At 63.5% G+C, this 17,330-nt stretch carries 12 protein-coding genes; 8 read left to right on the top strand and 4 right to left on the bottom strand.

What is annotated here, in order from left to right; genetic code table 11:
* Positions 1 to 68 precede the first annotated feature (68 nt).
* From M1P90_RS12840 to M1P90_RS12830, 3 genes are all read right to left on the bottom strand, one after another.
* Positions 69 to 1,196 carry a diaminopropionate ammonia-lyase gene (locus tag M1P90_RS12840; RefSeq protein WP_483703051.1) on the bottom strand — a complete coding sequence of 376 codons (1,128 nt, stop codon included), beginning with the start codon at positions 1,194 to 1,196 and terminating at the stop codon, positions 69 to 71.
* A gap of 75 nt (positions 1,197 to 1,271) precedes the next feature.
* Positions 1,272 to 2,222: an alpha/beta hydrolase gene (locus M1P90_RS12835; protein WP_483703050.1), complete on the bottom strand. Its 951-nt coding sequence runs from the start codon at positions 2,220 to 2,222 to the stop codon at positions 1,272 to 1,274.
* A 530-nt stretch (positions 2,223 to 2,752) separates the two neighbouring features.
* Entirely contained in the window at positions 2,753 to 5,524 is a 2,772-nt protein-coding gene (locus tag M1P90_RS12830; RefSeq protein WP_483703049.1) for a beta propeller repeat protein, read from the bottom strand.
* An 816-nt stretch (positions 5,525 to 6,340) separates the two neighbouring features.
* Here M1P90_RS12830 and M1P90_RS12825 point away from each other — a divergent pair.
* Complete coding sequence (locus M1P90_RS12825; RefSeq protein WP_483703048.1) at positions 6,341 to 7,699, top strand: TrpB-like pyridoxal phosphate-dependent enzyme; 1,359 nt, start codon at positions 6,341 to 6,343, stop codon at positions 7,697 to 7,699.
* 107 nt (positions 7,700 to 7,806) lie between these two features.
* Positions 7,807 to 8,244 carry a tautomerase family protein gene (locus M1P90_RS12820; RefSeq protein ID WP_483703047.1) on the top strand — a complete coding sequence of 146 codons (438 nt, stop codon included), beginning with the start codon at positions 7,807 to 7,809 and terminating at the stop codon, positions 8,242 to 8,244.
* On the opposite strand, the gene M1P90_RS12815 is transcribed toward M1P90_RS12820, so the two are convergent.
* Positions 8,219 to 9,433 carry an IS701 family transposase gene (locus M1P90_RS12815; protein WP_483696970.1) on the bottom strand — a complete coding sequence of 405 codons (1,215 nt, stop codon included), beginning with the start codon at positions 9,431 to 9,433 and terminating at the stop codon, positions 8,219 to 8,221. The two genes, M1P90_RS12820 and M1P90_RS12815, sit on opposite strands and share 26 nt — an antisense overlap.
* 201 nt (positions 9,434 to 9,634) lie before the next feature.
* Between M1P90_RS12815 and M1P90_RS12810 the strand changes: the two genes are divergently transcribed.
* The 6 genes from M1P90_RS12810 to M1P90_RS12785 all read left to right on the top strand — a co-directional run bounded on the left by M1P90_RS12810 (position 9,635) and on the right by M1P90_RS12785 (position 17,323).
* Positions 9,635 to 10,513, top strand: a complete 879-nt coding sequence (locus tag M1P90_RS12810) for a nucleoside hydrolase (protein WP_483703046.1) — start codon at positions 9,635 to 9,637, stop codon at positions 10,511 to 10,513.
* Positions 10,514 to 10,634: 121 nt separating this feature from the next.
* Positions 10,635 to 11,642 (top strand): tryptophan--tRNA ligase, encoded by a 1,008-nt coding sequence (trpS, locus tag M1P90_RS12805; RefSeq protein ID WP_483703045.1) that lies wholly within the window; start codon positions 10,635 to 10,637, stop codon positions 11,640 to 11,642.
* Positions 11,643 to 11,722: 80 nt separating this feature from the next.
* On the top strand, positions 11,723 to 13,216 hold the full coding sequence (gene trpE, locus M1P90_RS12800; protein WP_483703044.1) for an anthranilate synthase component I: 1,494 nt from the start codon (positions 11,723 to 11,725) through the stop codon (positions 13,214 to 13,216).
* A gap of 114 nt (positions 13,217 to 13,330) precedes the next feature.
* Positions 13,331 to 15,430: a prolyl oligopeptidase family serine peptidase gene (locus M1P90_RS12795; protein WP_483703043.1), complete on the top strand. Its 2,100-nt coding sequence runs from the start codon at positions 13,331 to 13,333 to the stop codon at positions 15,428 to 15,430.
* A 212-nt stretch (positions 15,431 to 15,642) separates the two neighbouring features.
* Entirely contained in the window at positions 15,643 to 16,119 is a 477-nt protein-coding gene (gene ybaK, locus M1P90_RS12790) for a Cys-tRNA(Pro) deacylase (RefSeq protein WP_483703042.1), read from the top strand.
* Between the two features lie 82 nt (positions 16,120 to 16,201).
* Positions 16,202 to 17,323, top strand: coding sequence for an endo-1,4-beta-xylanase (locus M1P90_RS12785; RefSeq protein WP_483703041.1), 1,122 nt, complete (start codon positions 16,202 to 16,204; stop codon positions 17,321 to 17,323).
* Positions 17,324 to 17,330 lie beyond the last annotated feature (7 nt).

Below are 17,330 nucleotides of genomic sequence, written 5' to 3'. Positions count from 1 at the left end.
AGTTTCGCTCGCGATAGCTCTATCTGTGTAATCTGTGTAATCTGTGGATTACTCGTTTCTGCTTCACCCTACCCACCCGCCACGATACGCCGGTACGCCTCCGGGTCGGTCGCGCCCTCGGTGCAGATCAGCAGCACGCGGCTGTGCGCGCCCAGCCCAAGCGCGCCACGCAGCGCGCCGAGCTCGCCCGACTCGCGCATGTCGAGCAGGCCAGCCGCGCCAGCCGCGCCAGTTTCGCCCGCCACCACGCCATCCCCGGCCAGCGCGCGCATGGCCGCGCGTGCCCAGGCGTCGTCGGTGGCAAGCAGCGCGTCGAGCCCGCCCGACACATCCGGCCACGCCACCAGCGAAGGCGTGCCGCAGTTCAGCCCAGCCATGATTGAATCCTGCGGCTCGGGAATGCTGACGATCTCCCCGGCCTGCAGCGAGGCCAGCACGCAGGCCGCGCGCGTCGGCTCGACGCCCAGCAGGCGCGGCCCGCCCGGCGCGGCGCGATAGTGGCGCACGGCGGCGGCAGCCAGCGCGCCCACGCCCACCTGCACCGCCACGAGGTCGGGCGGGGCAGGGAGCGCGGCGTCGATCTCGTGGAACATGGTGCTGTAGCCGGCGATCACGTCGCGCGGGGTGGCTGTGTAGCCCGGCCACGATGTGTCGGAAATCACCAGACAGCGCGGCCCGGCCAGCGCCGCCGACTCGGCCACCGCCTGGTCGTAGCTGCCCGCCACCACGTGCACCTGCGCGCCTTCGGCGGCAATCGCGTCGATGCGCGCCTGCGCAGTTCCTTCCGGCACCAAAATCTGCGCTTCGAGCCCGAGCAGCCGCGCCATGCGCGCAACCGCGCGGCCGTGGTTGCCATCGGTGGCGGCGGCCAGCGCAAGCGGGCGCAAGGGCGCAACCCGCGCTACCAGCTCGTCAAAGCTCGCGGCCTCGAGCGACTCAACCCCCAGCAGCCGCGCCAGCGCGCACGCCGTGGCCCATGACGCGCCCAGGATTTTGAAGGCCGGCAGACTCATGCGCTCCGATTCGTCTTTCACCAACACCTCGCCCACGCCCAGGCGCTGCGCCAGACGCGGCGCGGCCACCAGCGGTGTGGGCGCGTAGCCAGGCAGAAGCCGGTGCAGCGCAAGCGGCCCGCCACCCGGCGCGGCGGCGATATACTTCTGGGCGTTTGGGTTGAGAAAAAAGCGTGAATTCATATCAGGCGTGACTCCGTTGTGGGCGCGGCGTACCAGATTGTACCACGCACGCAGAAGCCCGGAATCATGCCCATTTCAGGGATGCTTCGCCCATACGCGCAAAGCCACGCTCAGGTAGGCGCCCGGCGCTGGCACATCCGCCTCGCCCAGCGCGGCATCGAAGAACTGCCCAACGCACGCGCAATAGCCCTGCGGGTCGGCCGCGAACGAGCCGAGGTGTTCGGGCGCATCCGTCAGCCAGAGCGCGCCATTCCCCGCTTCGGCCAGCGCCTGCGCATGCGCGGCTGGCACCAGCGCATCGCCGCGCGCGTGAATGACCAGCACCGGGCGGCGCGCGCTGCTGCGCAATAATTCCGCCGGGCGCAGGCGTTCGAGCTGCACGCCCGTCAGCAGGCGGCCAAGCAGCAGCGCGCCGGGCAGAAAAAACTGCGGCAGCTTGCTGTAGCTGCGAAAGTGCTCGCGCAGCATCGCCACGAAGTCGGCGCACGAGCTATCGACCACCAGCGCGCCAATTGCTGGCTCGGCGCGGGCCGCGCCAATACCGGCCACGCCACCCATGGAAAGCCCCAGCACGCCAATCGTGCCGGGCGCATAGCCGCGCCCCAGCAGCCAATCCGCCGCGCCAAGAATATCGCGCCGCTCGCTGTCGCCATAGGTCATACGCGCCGGGCTGCTGTCGCCGTGGCCGCGCAGATCGAGCACAAGCACAGTGAAGCCCTGCGCCACCAGATAGCCCAGCAGCTCGTGCGAGGGAATGGTGAATTCCTTGCCGCGCCGCCCGCCAACGCCGTGCGCAACAATAATGGCGCGCTCGGCGCCGGGCGCGGGCAGGTGCCAGGCGCTGATCGTCACGCGCTCGCCGCGCGCCGGGAACCATGTTTCTTCGCAGCGCATGCCCAGCGCGGCCGGGTCGGCGGCGGGCGAGCGGCGGCGCGGCGTGGTAAGCTGGTGCGCCACCGCCGCCGCGACGCCAATATATGCGGCCAGCGCGGCCAGCGCGCCGCCGAAGAGCAACCAGGGTGCCATTCCGCCTCCGCTTGTTCACTGCGCGATTGTGCTCGCTGGCCTGCATTGCGAGGCCGGCACAAAAAACGTGCGCTGGAAGCTGCTTTCCCCTCATCATCCTCACCCTATGCGCTTCCAGCACACGCCGCAATGGTAGCAGCGCGGTCTCAAAAAACTCTCAAAAGCCCACAGAATACACAACAGCCCCCATCCCGCAGCATGGAGGCTGTTCTTGCTGTGATCATTTCCGAAACGCTTTATTACTCTGGAAAATAAATTCCCTTGTACTCAGCTTCCAGGAAGCTCAAGCCAGTTTTCTTTCAAGCTGATAACCAGATGGGCTTCCTGGAAGCTTGCCCGTTGTAGAAAAGAACTTTCTTTCCAGAGTACTCAGCTTCCAGGAAGCTCAAGCCAGTTTTCTTTCAAGCTGATAACCAGATGGGCTTCCTGGAAGCTTGCCGGTTGTATGAAATACCGTATTTTCCAGAATACTTATCTCCTTACCTTCGAGCCTTTGTGCCTTCGTGGCAAAAAGGGAAGCGGCTCTGCTACTATGGCGCTGCGATGCGCCAGATGCCGCGGCCGTGGGTGGCGGCGTAGATGTTGCCGTCAGGCCCAAGCTCGACGTCCAGCGCCACAGTCAGCGGCAGGCCCGTGCCCAGGCGCTGCCAGGTAGTTGCGCCCGGCGCGCGGTACAGCACCGCCAGGTCGGTGGCAACAAGCAGCGCGCCATTGCTGAGCGCCTGAATGCTGTTTGCCGGCACGTCGGGGAAGTTGGCGGAGATGTCGGCCCACGACTGGCTCGCGCTGTTGTACTGGAAGACGTGGCCAACGCCCGCGCCTTCGCCTTCGGTGAAGCGGCGCGAGAAGCCGTTGATCGAGGCGTAGACTTCGCCATTTGGGCCAACCGCCACGCCACCAACATAGCGCAAAGGCAAGCCGGTGGTGGGAACTGCCGCGAAATTCCAGCCCGAGGCCGACGAGGCGTTGCGCGTGCCGATGGTGATGCCGCGCGCGAAGCCGGCGTTGTTGCACGGCCCACACCAGCCGCCCACCGCCGTGTCGCCTTTCATGGCCACGGCCGTGTAGGTCTGGCCGGCGCTCCCAAGTGTGAAGGCCTTAGTCCACTGGCTGCCGCTGCGGATGGCGAAGCCCTTGTTCTGCACCCACAGGCTGTTGCCACCGGCCAGCCATTCGTTGATATTCGTGCCGTTTGCGCCGAACGGGGCGATAAAGCGCGCGTTGATGTCGGGCGGGGCAATGCTGTAGGTAGTCGACTGCGAGAGGTCGACGAAGGCGTTCGGGCGATCTGGCCCGGGGTTCGCGCAGGTTTGCGTCACGCGCATTGCGAGCGCGACATATTCCTGCACAATATTGCAGCCGTTGTTCGGGTCGACCAGCACATCGCCGCCGTCGCCGCCGAAGTTCGAAACCATTTTGTCGCCATTCGGGCGCACCAGCGAGCCGCCATTATCTTGCAGGCCGCCGCTGACCAATACGCCATCGCCCTTCTGGAGATCGGGGCGCTTGTTCGATTCCGTTGTGGTTTTGCCAATGCCGACGGCGTAGTACTGCAGCGCGTCGATCGTGCCGTCGTTCAGGCTCACCCAGTCGGTGGCGTTGCTGTTGGCGTTGACCGCGCCGTTCAGCGGGCGGCGGTAGAGGCCACCGTCGTTGCCAACAAACACATACTGCTTGCCGCTGACGGTGCCAATCGCAACGGAATGCTGGTCGGAGTGGGTGGTCTGCGGGCAGCCATTTGCGCCGCTTGCGCCGTTGGGCGGGTACAGCACATTCTGGTTCCAGCACGCGAAGTAGAAGTTCCAGTAGGGGCCAACCGCCGACCAGTTCGCGCCGCCGTCCTTGGTTTCGTACACTTCCTCAAGGCCGGCGTAGACGTGGTTCGCGTCGTTCGGGTCGACAATGATGAACTGGTTGTACCAGGCCTGGATGCCCGGGCCGTAGCCCTTGCCGCCGACAGACTGCTTGAGCGCCGAACCCGAGTTCGCCAGCTTGGTCGACTCGGCGATCTTGCTCCACGGGCCGGCTGGGTTGCCGGTGTTCGAGACGTAGATGCCATCGAGGTAGCTGTTGACCGTGCCGGTGAGCTTGTTGAGCAAGCGCGGCGACTGGTTGATCACATACAGCTTGCCGCCATCTTTCGAGAAGGCGAAGTTGACATAGCCAATGTCGGTCGCGTCGATCCCGCCCTGCGGATTGATCTTGGCCCAGCTTACGCCATTGTCGTTCGACTCGTAGAAGCCGTTGTAGGTGTCGCCGCTGCGCCAGCCAATCGCCGCGATGATATGCTGGCTGTTCTTCGGGTCGACGGCGATGTCGTTGACGATGTTTTTGTAGGCGGCATTGGTGTTGCCCGCGGTCGTGATGGTGCCAAAGCCGGTCTGCGTGGTCGAGTACTGCTGAAGGTCGGCCGGCAGGTAGCCTGGGTTGGGCGCGTAGGCCAGCGTCCACGCGCTTGCCAGGTTCGCGCCTGTGCCGATGGCGTGGTACCACACGCCGCGCAGGGTGGCAGCGTAGACGCGCGTCGGAGTGAAGCGCAGCGAGTTGATCGTAGTCGATTCCAGCTCGGTGCCGCCCACGCGATTTGAGGGGGCGAACTTGCCGCTGGTGGGGTTGGCGAGCCGGTACACGCCCGAGCCGACATAGCTGGTTCCGCCGGTGTTGGCCTCGCCGGTGGCGAACCACAGCGCGCCGTCAGCGCCAAGCTCCAGGTCGCCCGAAGAAAGCGAGGGCAGCGCGTCGGCAATTGGTGTCCATTTGCCGCCGCCCGTCGTCGAGCGCCAGACGCCGCCCATTGCGCCGGCAGCGTAGACATTGCCGGCATTATCGGCGGCCAGGCCGGTGATGCGGCCGGTTACCAAACCCGCGCCGCCGCTGGAGTTCGAATAGTAGTCGCGGTAGTCGGGGTCGTCGGCGTCGTACTTCACGGCAGTGACATCTTTCCAGGCGCCGCCGACGGTGCTCAGGCCAGTGAGCTGGCTGTAGGCCGCCGAGTATGCGCCTGGGTTGACAATGCCGCCTGGCGCGGTGCGCGCCTCGGCAAATTCCGTCATTGCCCGCAAAATTTCTTCCGACTCACCGCCCGAGCCGCCATTCTCGGTGCCCTGCGACGACATTTCAACATCGCCGCCTTCCAATTTTTCTCGCATCATGGTGGCCGGGTCTTCCGGGCCAAAAAAGCGATCGAGCGTGCCAGGGTTGCGCGCGGCAAACACGCCAAAGAAACCGATCGCCGATGCGGTGAGGACCACAATTGCCATAACTGCGCGCAGAACAATGAACCGCCGAGAAGGTGTGGTCATGCTGGGAACTCTCCTCCGATTTCATGCAGGCGCTTGCCGGGCCAGCAGCACGGTGGGCAAACCGTGGCGCGGAATGGCGAATGCCTGCGCGTGAAACCAGGGCACGGGCTGCGAGAACCGGCTCGTGGTTTCCACCAGAAAGCAATTGGCAGGAATGTTGTACAAATGTTTGCTCATGATACATAGAGTCACAGATTGCTGAAAAAATACCTTTTTTTGGTGGGTTGGACGATAATGTTGCCATCTGGCGGGGCAGGTGCGGTCGGCGCATTTGCCCGCCTTTTGGCCGAGTTGACAAGCGCAAATCCTGCTGCTATACTCGCCTCAATTCACACACCAACGACGACGATCAGGAAAAGTACGCGTGTTGTCGCCGCTCAGAGAGCCGGCACTCTGGTGCGAAGCCGGTGCGGAAGCATACGCGGAATGGGCCTGGGAGTTGCGGAGCGAAACAATTTACGATTTCGGATTTACGATTTACGATTTTGGCTTCGGCACGAAATCGCAAATCAACAATCGTAAATCGTAAATATCAGTAGTAGCCGCCGGCGACGCCACCGTTATCTGGGCGCAGGGTATCGGATAGCATGAACTGTCCCGTACCTGCTGAGTGCGCTGGGCCGCGAGGTTTGGCGAACGGGGGTGGCACCGCGAAGGCTTTCTGGCCTCTCGTCCCTGATTGGGATGAGGGGTTTTTTGATTCTGGGGCAGTAGCCAATATGCAGGTTGCAGCATCGCTGCGATCAGCGCATTCGGGGCAATCACTGCCAGCTGCCAGTTGCCGACTGCTCGCTGCTATTCGATGAGGAGGCTCGCATGGACACCGTGAAGTACGTCCTTTCGGAAGACCAGATGCCAACGTCGTGGTACAACATCGCTGCCGACCTGCCCGTGCCGCTGCCGCCGCCGCTGCACCCCGGCACCGGCCAGCCAATCGGCCCGGCCGATCTGGCGCCGCTGTTCCCGATGGAGCTGATCAAGCAGGAGGTCAGCACCGAGCGCACGATCGACATCCCCGAGGAAGTGCAGAAGGTGTATCGCCAGTGGCGGCCCACGCCGCTCTACCGCGCGCGGCGGCTTGAGCAGGAGTTGGGCACGCCCGCCAAGATCTATTACAAGTACGAGGGCGTCAGCCCGGCCGGATCGCACAAGCCGAACACCGCCATTCCGCAGGCCTACTACAACAAGCAGGAAGGCGTGAAGCGCCTGGCAACCGAAACGGGCGCAGGGCAGTGGGGTTCGTCGCTGGCGCTGGCCGGCGCGCTGTTTGGGATCGAGGTTGTGGTGTATATGGTGAAGGTCAGCTACGGCCAGAAGCCCTACCGCCGCGCCCTGATGGAGACGTTTGGCGCGAAGGTGCTCGCCAGCCCGAGCGACACGACCAACGCCGGCCGGCAGATCCTGGCCGAGCACCCCGACAGCACCGGCAGCCTGGGCATCGCAATCAGCGAGGCGGTGGAAGTGGCCGCGATGGACCCCGATACGAAATACGCGCTGGGCAGTGTGCTGAACCACGTGCTGCTGCACCAGACCGTGATCGGCCAGGAGGCGATGACCCAGCTTGAGATGGCGGGCGACTACCCGGACATTATTGTGGGCTGCACCGGCGGCGGCTCGAATTTCAGCGGCATTGCCTTCCCGTTCATTGGCGCGAAAATGCGCGGCGAACGCGACGTGCGCGTGGTGGCGGTCGAGCCAGCCGCCTGCCCGAGCCTGACGCGCGGCAAGTATGCCTACGACTTTGGCGACACCGGGCACCTGACCCCGCTGGTGAAGATGCACACGCTTGGCAGCACGTTCATCCCGCCGGGTATTCACGCGGGCGGCCTGCGCTACCACGGCATGGCCCCGCTGGTGAGCCACCTGCTCGACCTCGGGCAGATCGAGGCCAGCGCGGTGCAGCAGCTCGACGCCTTTGCGGCCGGCGTGCAGTTCGCGCGTGCCGAGGGCATTCTGCCCGCGCCCGAAGCCAACCACGCCGTGGCGGGCGCAATTGCCGAGGCGCTGGCGTGCAAAGAGTCGGGCGAGTCGAAGACGATCCTGTTCAACCTGTGCGGCCACGGCCACTTCGACATGAGCGCCTACACCGACTATATGGCGGGCAAGCTGCAAAACTACGAGTACCCTGAGGAAGAAATCGCCATGGCGCTGGCCGGTCTGCCGAGCGTTGGGTAATACGATCGCACCGCAAAGGCGCGGAGAGCACGGAGATAAGTTTTAAGTAGAAGTATGTTGTATATCTCTGCGACCTCTGCGTCTCTGCGGTGAAAAGATGAGGATTTATGGCGCAAATTAAGATATACGGCCTGCGCACGCATCTCGACGCGACGAAAGCGCGGATGTCGGACGTAATTCACGCCTGTGTGGTCGAGGCGCTGCACTACCCGCCCGACAAGCGCGCGCATCGCTTTATCGCGCTCGATCCGTCCGATTTCTACTACCCGCCCGGCCGCAGCGAGCAGTATACGATTATTGAGATCAGTATGTTTGAAGGGCGCACGGTTGAAGCCAAGAAAACACTGATTCGCCTGATTTTTGCAAAATTCGAGCAGGAATTACAGATCGCGCCAAATGATGTTGAGATCACAATTTTCGAAACGCCGCGCCACAACTGGGGCATTCGTGGCCAGCTTGGCGACGAAATGGCGCTGAACTACAAGGTTGAACTAAGGTTTTGCAGAAATAGGCGAAAGCTCAGGGTAAAGCCAAACGGAGCTTGATATCGGACAGAGTCATGCCTTGGTGCGATTGTTCGATGGCCCAAGCAAGCGTTTTGCCCAAGGTCTCGCGAGCGATGGTGCGACAGGACTCGCCAATGGTCATCAGGCGTGTGTGAGCCCATTCGAAGGCACGATCATGCTTCAATTGGCGCATCAGAGCCGTGTACGCCAGGACGACGAGGTGCATGTGCCTGGTCTGGCCCATCCCGTCCCTGAGCTGACACTCGCCCATGCCCAAATGCTGCTTCCCGTCCCGATGAAAGGTCTCCGTCCCTGTCCAGCGCTTTTTGTAGACCTTCAAAATGCGATGAGCTTCCCACTGGGTTCGGTTGCTGATCAGGATCTTGCGTGGCGTCGCAGCTTCTGCTTCTGACCACAACACCAGAATACGCACTGGGTGGTTGACATTGGGCAGACGAACGGACTTGGTGAAGTACCATTGCGTGTGACCGCCGACCGTAAACTTGGTGCGAACAAGCGGCGTGAGCGTTTTGACCCACTCAGTCACGCTGGTCTGCTTCCCGCTGACTACAATCACTCGGTTGGCTTTCAAATCACCGATGTAGCTGCGACCTTTGGCGTGGAGGGTGTTCATAATTGGCGCGTTGGTGAAGTAACTGTCGAAGGTGAAGTCGCCCGGTATGTCCTCAGCGACAACCCAATCGATCAGTTCCTTAGCGAGGTCGGTGTGATTCTTGAACGGGCGCTCGTCGTCGCACTGCTCGCGCTTGCGGAAGCGCCGGAAATCGAGCGGATAATGCTTCCCACTCGGGTTGACGTAGTTGGCAAACAGGTAATCGTGGGCGATCAGGTGGCGTTTGTCGGCATGGTCCCAGAAATAGCCGACATCCTCTATCAGTTTGCCGTCATGATCTATCAAAGTGTTATCGATCGCGATAACGCCGTCGTGACGATAGCGCGTTGCAGCGTCCTGTTGAAGCCATTCGAGCCGGTGCGCGTTGATGCGCTGGACATCCCAGGGCGCTTCAGTCAACCATCGATTGAGAGTGGATTGGTCGGGTGGGGCGGCAAACTCTCGCGTGATACCGCTCACGGTCTTGTGCTCCGCTACAAACAGCCCGGTCAGGTATTCGGCAAAGTGGCGGCGTGAAGGCTCATTTGGAAACAGGTCGGCGAACTGGACCAGCAGTTCCTCGACCACCTGTGGTATCGCGACAATTGCTGGCACCTGTGCCTCCCAACTGGTAGACCAACGCTCGCCTGATCATATGCTCAGAAGCTTGTTGCCGCAAATCTGCAAAAGTCCAGGTTGAAGTGTGATCGAATTTTGGCGTATGCGATACGCCAGTGCGTGTGCGATACGCCAGTGCGTGTGCGTTTGGGCGTATTGCATACGCCCTTCTCGGTTCTCGAAGCGATGGAGGCGATGATGCCAGCGAAGATCTTACTCGATACTGATATTGGCTCCGATATTGACGACGCGGTGTGTCTTGCCTACCTGCTGGCCCAGCCCGAGTGTGAGCTGCTGGGCATCACAACGGTGACGGGCGAGGCCAATCTGCGGGCCAGCATGGCCAGCGCGCAGTGCAAAGTTGCCGGGCGCGAGGTGCCGATTTACCCCGGCGCGGAGCTGCCGCTGCTGATCGAGCCGCGCCAGCCGCGCGCGCCACAGGCCGCCGCGCTGAGCCGCTGGCCGCACGAAACCGACTTCCCGCGTGGGCAGGCGATTGAGTTTCTGCGGCAGACCATTCGCGCAAACCCGGGCGAAATTTCGCTGCTGGCGATTGGCCCGCTGACGAATATTGCGCTGCTGTTCGCCAGCGACCCGGAGATTCCGAGCTTGCTCAAGCAGCTTGTGCTGATGTGTGGCGTGTTCACCGAGCAGTTGCCGAACGTTGGCCCGCTGGAGTGGAACGCGCTGTGCGACCCACACGCCGCCGCGATTGTCTACCGCGCCGCTGTGAACGGCCACCGCTCGATTGGGCTGGATGTGACCTGCCAGGTGACAATGGACGCGGGCGAGGTGCGGCAGTCATTCCAGCACCCGCTGCTGCTGCCCGTGCTCGATTTCGCCGAGGTCTGGTTCCAGCACGCGAAAATCCTGACCTTCCACGACCCGCTGGCGGCAACGACGATTTTTGACGATCAGATCTGCACGTTCGAGCCGGGCGAGGTTGATCTTGAGCTGGAAGATGCGCCACAGCGCGGGCGCACGCACTGGCGGGCCGGCACCGCGCACTCGCATCAGGTCGCGCTTTCGGTCGACCGCGAGCGCTTTCTGAAGCACTTTTTTGGCGTGTTTCAGTAGGATTTTTGAACGGATTGGTAAGATTCTACGAACTACGCAACATGCACCGTAACGCAAGAGCGTAGCGCGTAGTGCGTATCAGGCTAGATATACACAATCGAATATACAGGAGAAAACCCCAATGACAAACAATAAAAAACGCATTCTGACGGGCGACCGCCCAACCGGGCGGCTGCACCTGGGCCACTACGTCGGCACACTGGCGAACCGCGTGAAGCTGCAGGATAACTACGACTGCTTTTTCCTCGTAGCCGACCTGCACATGCTCACCACGCGCACCGAGCTGGAGCGCCTGCGCCACACCGCCGAAAACATTCGCGCCGTCGTGCTCGACAACCTGAGCGTTGGCATCGACCCGAACCGCAGCACCTACCTCTTGCAGTCGCTGGTGCCGCAGATCGCCGAGTTGCAGCTCATTTTCTCGATGCTGGTGACGGTGCCGCGCCTGCAGCGCGTGCCAACGCTGAAAGAAGTGATGCACGACCTGGAGATCGAGCAGCCCTCGATGGGTCTGCTGTCCTACCCGGTGCTGCAGGCCGCCGACATTCTGTGCGTGCGCGCCAACCTTGTGCCAGTGGGCAAGGATCAGGCCTCGCACCTGGAGGTGACGCGCGAGATCGCCCGCCGCTTCAACGGCCTGTACGGCGACACGCTGCCCGAGCCCGACACGCTGATCGGTGAGGTGCCGACGCTGGTGGGCATCGACGGGCAGGCCAAGATGTCGAAAAGCCTTGACAACGCGATCTACCTGAGCGACGACGCCAAAACCGTCGAGCAGAAGGTGCGCGGCATGTTCACCGACCCGAACCGCGTGCGGGCCGACATCCCTGGCCGCGTCGAGGGCAACCCGGTATTCATCTACCACGACGCCTTCAACCCGAATGTCGAGGAAGTGAACGACCTGAAAGATCGCTACCGGCTCGGCAAGGTTGGCGACGTGGAAGTGAAGCGCAAGCTGGCCACGGCGATCAACAACTTCCTTGAGCCAATTCGCCAGCGCCGCGCCGAGCTTGAGCAGAACCCGCGCATCGTCGAAGAGGTGCTGACTGCCGGCAGCGAGCGCGCCCGCCACGAAGCCGACGAAACCTTGCGCATGGTCAAAGATGCGATGGGCCTGAAGTTCATTTGATTTTGGATTTACGATTAGCGATTTACGATTAGGCTCGGCTTCGTAAATCGTCAATCGTCAATCGTAAATTGGAGATCGCTATGCAAATACGTCCATCGCTCGATGAGGTGCGCGCGCTGCGCGACCAGGGCAATTTGTGCCCGATCTATGGTGAAATTCTGGCCGATCTGGAGACGCCGGTGTCGGCGTTTCTGAAGGTCGCGCGCGGGCCGTGGAGCTTTCTGCTCGAGTCGGTTGAGGGCGGGCAGCACGTGGCGCGCTACTCGTTCATTGGTGCCGAGCCCTATATGACGCTGCGTTTCGCCGATGGGCTGGCGCAGGCCGTGCAGGGCGGCTACAAGCAAACGCTGCCCTACACCGACCCGCTGGTGGTGCTGGGTTCGCACCTGCGCGAATACCGCCCGGTGCGCCTGCCCGACCTGCCGCGCTTTGTTGGCGGCGCGGTCGGCTACATGAGCTACGAGACTGTGGCGCGCTTTGAGCGCCTGCCCGTGCCCGAGGAGCGCGCCTACACCATCCCCGAAGGCATGTGGCAGTTTGTCGATACGCTGCTGGCCTTTGATCATCTCAAGCACAAGATCAAGGTGATCGCGCACGTGCACCTCGACGCCGACGACCTCGAAGCCGAGTACGCGCGTGCCTGCGCCAAGATCGCGGCGCTAATCGAGCGATTGGCGAAGCCGCTGCCGGCCGATGGCGCTCGTAAGGGCGCAGCCGCGCAGGCAGCTCCTTCCTCCGACGCCCATTCCCCACGCTCCAACGTCTCGCAGGCCGAGTACGAGCGGCGCGTGCTGGCGGCCAAGGAATATATCGCGGCGGGCGACATCTTTCAGGTGGTGCCGTCGCAGCGTTTCAGCCGCCCCGTCACCGCCGACTCGTTCACGATTTATCGCGCACTGCGCACCATCAACCCTTCGCCGTACATGTTCTACCTGCGCACACCCGACTGCGAGCTGGTTGGCGCGTCGCCCGAGCTGCTGGTGCGCGTGGAAGATGGCCTGGTGACGACGCACCCGATTGCGGGCACGCGCTGGCGTGGCGCCGACGAGGCCGAGGATCGCGCGCTGGCTGAGGAGCTGCTGGCCGACGAGAAAGAGCGCGCCGAGCACCTCATGCTGGTCGACCTGGGCCGCAACGACATTGGCCGCGTGTCGCAGCCGGGAACGGTGAGCGTGCCGGACTTTATGTTCGTCGAGAAGTTCAGCCACGTGATGCATTTGGTGAGTCATGTCACCGGGCGGCTGCGCCCCGACATGAGCGCGCTCGACGCGCTGCGGGCATGCTTCCCGGCCGGCACGGTCAGCGGCGCGCCCAAGATCCGCGCGATGGAGGTGATTGCCGAGCTGGAAGGCCAGCAGCGCGGCATCTACGCTGGCGCGGTTGGGCACGTGGGCTTTAATGGCGACCTCGACACCTGCATCGCCTTGCGCACGATGATTGTGAAGGATGGCGTGGCATATGTGCAGGCCGGCGGCGGCGTGGTAGCGGACAGCAACCCGACATCCGAGTTCAATGAGAGCTATAATAAGGCCGCCGCGCTCTTGCGAGCAATTGAAGAGGCCGAAACGCTCTAGCTTTGCAGAACTGCGCCGAGCGTTTGCCACCACGGAGCGAAGACCAGCAGCACATCCCTTCGTGTCTTCGTGCCTTCGTGGTAAAAAGAAAAGCGTACTTCAGAGGAGGTCGAGATGACTGAGAAACGCCCCGCCTACCCCGACGCGCCGCAGCGCCCGGTGAGCGATACCTACCACGGCGTGGTCGTGAGCGAAGACTACCGCTGGCTAGAAACCTTTGACGACCCGGCGGTGCAGGCGTGGACGGCGGCGCAAAACCGCCTGACCCGCAGCATTCTCGACCAGAGCCCGGCGCGCGAGCCGCTGCTCGGGCGCATGCAGCAGATTTTTACGCAGGCCTCGCCCGATTATATCGGCCTGAAAAGCTGCGCCGGCAAGCTGTTCGCCGTGAAGCGCCAGCCGCCCAAGGCCCAGCCGCTGCTGGTGCGGCTCGATTCGCCCGACGCGCCCGAGAACGAGCATGTCGTCCTCGACCCGAACGTGCTCGACCCGAGCGGCGCAACCACCATCGATTTCTACCAGCCCTCGCTCGACGGCCGGCTGGTGGCGGTGTCGCTTTCCCTCAACGGCAGCGAAGACGGCACGCTCGGCATCTACGAGGTCGCGACGGGCCGTGAGCTTGGCGACCGCATCCCGCGTGTGACCTACCCGACCGGCGGCGGCAGCGTGGCCTGGAACGCCGACGCGAGTGGCCTGTACTACACGCGCTACCCGCAGCCCGGGGAGCGCCCCGCCGAAGACCAGCACTTCTACCAGCAGGTCTACTTCCACCAGCTTGGCACGCCCACCGCCGACGATGTGTATGTGATTGGGGCGGATTTCCCGCGCATCGCCGAGGTCGAGCTGCAAACCAGCGACGACGGCCAGTTTCTGCTGGTGCAGGTGGCGAACGGCGATGGCGGCGAGTTTGCGCACTTCCTGCGCGGCCCCGAAGGCGAGTGGACGCAGGTGACACAGTTCGCCGACGGCGTCAAGCAGGCGCATTTCGCCGCCGATTCGCTGTTGCTGCTGGCGTTCCGCGATACACCCAACGGCGCACTGCTGCGCGTGCCACTCGCCGCGCCGGTGCTGGCCGAGGCCGAAACGCTCGTGCCCGAAAGCGAAACCGCCATCGTCGGCGTGACGCCGGCCGCCACGCGCATCTACCTGACCGAGATGGCCGGCGGGCCTTCGGCGGTGCGCGTGATTGGCAGCAACGGCGGCGACCAGGGCCGGCTGCCGCTCGCGCCCATCTCGGCGGTGGGGCAGGTGCTGGCGCTCGACGGCGACACGATTCTCTACCGCAGCAACACTTTTGTCGCGCCGCCGGCCTGGTATCGCTTCGACCCACAAGAAGAAGAGCCCGCGCCAACCGCGCTGCGCACGCACTCGCCCGCCGACTTCAGCGATACGCTGGTTTCGCGCATTTTCGCCACCGGGCGCGACGGCACGCGCATACCGATCAACGTGCTGCACCGCGCCGGCGTCGCCCTCGACGGCAGCAACCCCGCGCTGCTGTACGCCTACGGCGGCTATGGCGTCTGCCTCGCGCCCTTCTTCGACCAGGGGCTGAGCGTGTGGCTGGAGCAGGGGGGCGTGTTTGCGGTGGCGAACCTGCGCGGCGGCGGCGAGTACGGCGACGCCTGGCACCTGGCCGGCAACCTCACGCGCAAGCAAACCGTCTTCGACGATTTCCTGGCCTGCGCTGAGCACCTCGTTACGGCGGGCTACACCAACCCCGAGCGGCTGGCGATCATGGGCGGCAGCAACGGCGGCCTGCTGATGGGCGCGGCGCTCACGCAGCGGCCCGAGCTGTTTCGCGCAGTTGTCGCGGCGGTCGGCATCCACGACATGCTGCGCGTCGAGCTCGACCCGAACGGCGCGTTCAATATCACCGAGTTCGGCACAGTGGCCGACCCGGCGCAGTTCGCGGCGCTCCATGCCTACTCGCCCTACCATCACGTTGTCGACGGCACGGCCTACCCGGCAGTGCTGTTCACAACCGGCGACCACGACGGGCGCGTCAACCCGGCCCACTCGCGCAAAATGACCGCCCGCCTGCAAGCCGCCACAAGCTCGGCGCGGCCCATTCTGCTGCGCACCAGCGCGAACGCCGGCCACGGCATGGGCACCAGCCTGAACGAGCAGATCGTCGAAGAAACCGACGTCTACACCTTCCTGTTCGACCAGCTTGGCATGACCTATGTTGCCCCCGAGGTCGCGCTGGCGCAGTAAATAGCGCGAGCGCAGCTTGCTCCACAATTCTTTTGGTGTGAGCAGTTTCTGCGCGCAGGCGACAGCACGGTACTTTACGATGGAGGTGTGCCAATTTTGGCGCGGAGCGCCAAAATTGGCACACAAAAAATAAGGCGATTCCTTGCTGCCGCAGGCTAAAAGGCAATTGCCTGGTTTTGAAAATAAAAAAGCGCGGCAGCGCACCCAACCATATGCCCAACATCAAAACCAACGCCGTGCGCACGCTCGACCGGGCAGGCATCGCCTACGAGCTGCGCGAATATTCCATTGACGAAAGCGACCTGAGCGCCGAGCGCGCGGCTGGCAAGCTGGGCATGGCGCCCGAAACTGTGTTCAAAACCCTGATCACGCGGGGCGACCGCACCGGGCCAGTGATTGCGTGCCTGCCGGCCGGCACCGAGCTCGATCTGCGCGCGCTGGGCGAGGCATCCGGCAACAAGCGCGTCGAAATGGTGCCGCTGAAAGAAGTGCTCGACCTGACCGGCTACATGCGCGGTGCAGTCACGCCGCTGGCCTTGAAGAAGCCCTTCCCGGTGTTTCTGGACGAAACCGCCGAGCTGTGGCCGATCATTGGCGTGAGCGGCGGGCAGCGCGGGCTGGAAATCCTGCTCGCCCCGGCCGACCTGATCGGCGTGACCGGCGCGACCCTGGCGAATATTGCACGGTAGCACCCAGTTGAAAATTTCTTTTCGACCTTTGAGTCTTCGAGTCTTTGTGGCATAGCCGGCAAACGCCTTGAAAGAAAGCACGATGAGACGACACACCGCCCTGATCGCCTGGAGCCTGCTGATGCTCATCGCACTGGCCGCCTGCGCGGGTGCGCCCGCCGCCGTGCCTACGGCAGTGCCACCCACCGCCGCGCCGCCCACGGCAGTGCCGCCAACAGCGGTTCCTACGCTCGGCCCCAATGCCGAGCTGCGCGACATCGCGACGGCGCGCAAGTTCTATGTCGGCGCGGCCGTCAACACCGACGCGCTGGCCGCCGAGCCCGAGTATGCGCGCGTGCTCGGCGCAAGCTTCAATCAGGTCACGCCCGAGAACGTCATGAAGTTCGGCCTGATCCACCCCATTCCCGGCTACTACGACTGGGGGCCGGCCGACGCGCTGGTGAAGTTCGCCGAAGACCACGGCATGCGCGTGCACGGCCACACGCTGCTCTGGCACCAGCAGTTGCCGCCCTTCATCGAAGACCCCAAGCTCACGCCCGCCGACGCCGAAAAAGCCATGACAGAGCATATCGCCGCCGTGGTTGGGCGCTACAAGGGACGCATTGCCGAGTGGGATGTGGTGAACGAGGCGATTGACGACAACGCCCGCCCGCGCGACAGCGTGTGGCGGCGGCTGGTCGGCCCCGATTATATTGAAAAGGCGTTTCGGCTGGCACGCGCCGCCGATCCCGACGTCAAGCTGTTCTACAACGACTACAACGGCGAAGAAATGAACGCCAAGTCCGACGCGATCTACAATATGGTGCGCGACCTCAAGCAGCGCGGCGTGCCGATCGATGGCGTGGGCTTGCAGATGCATATTACGCTGGCTGGCCCGCCCGACGCCAAGCAAGTTGCCGAGAACATTCGTCGCCTGGGCGACCTGGGCCTGCTGGTGCATATTTCCGAGATGGATGTGCGCCAGCCCATCCCGCCCGATACTGCCGCGCTCAAGCGCCAGGCCCGCGCCTACCGCGAAATTCTGCAGGTGTGCCTGGCCGCGCCCAACTGCACCGAGTTCACCACCTGGGGCTTCACCGACAAGCACTCGTGGGTGCCCGATTTCTTCCCCGGCTTTGGCGCGGCGCTCCTGTTCGACGACCAGTACAAGCCCAAGCCGGCCTACGACATGCTGAAAGACACGCTGCGGGCCGCAGCAAAGTAAGGAAACG

Source organism: Kouleothrix sp. 19917, from assembly GCF_057073505.1.
This window is presented reverse-complemented; position numbering and strand designations above follow the sequence as displayed.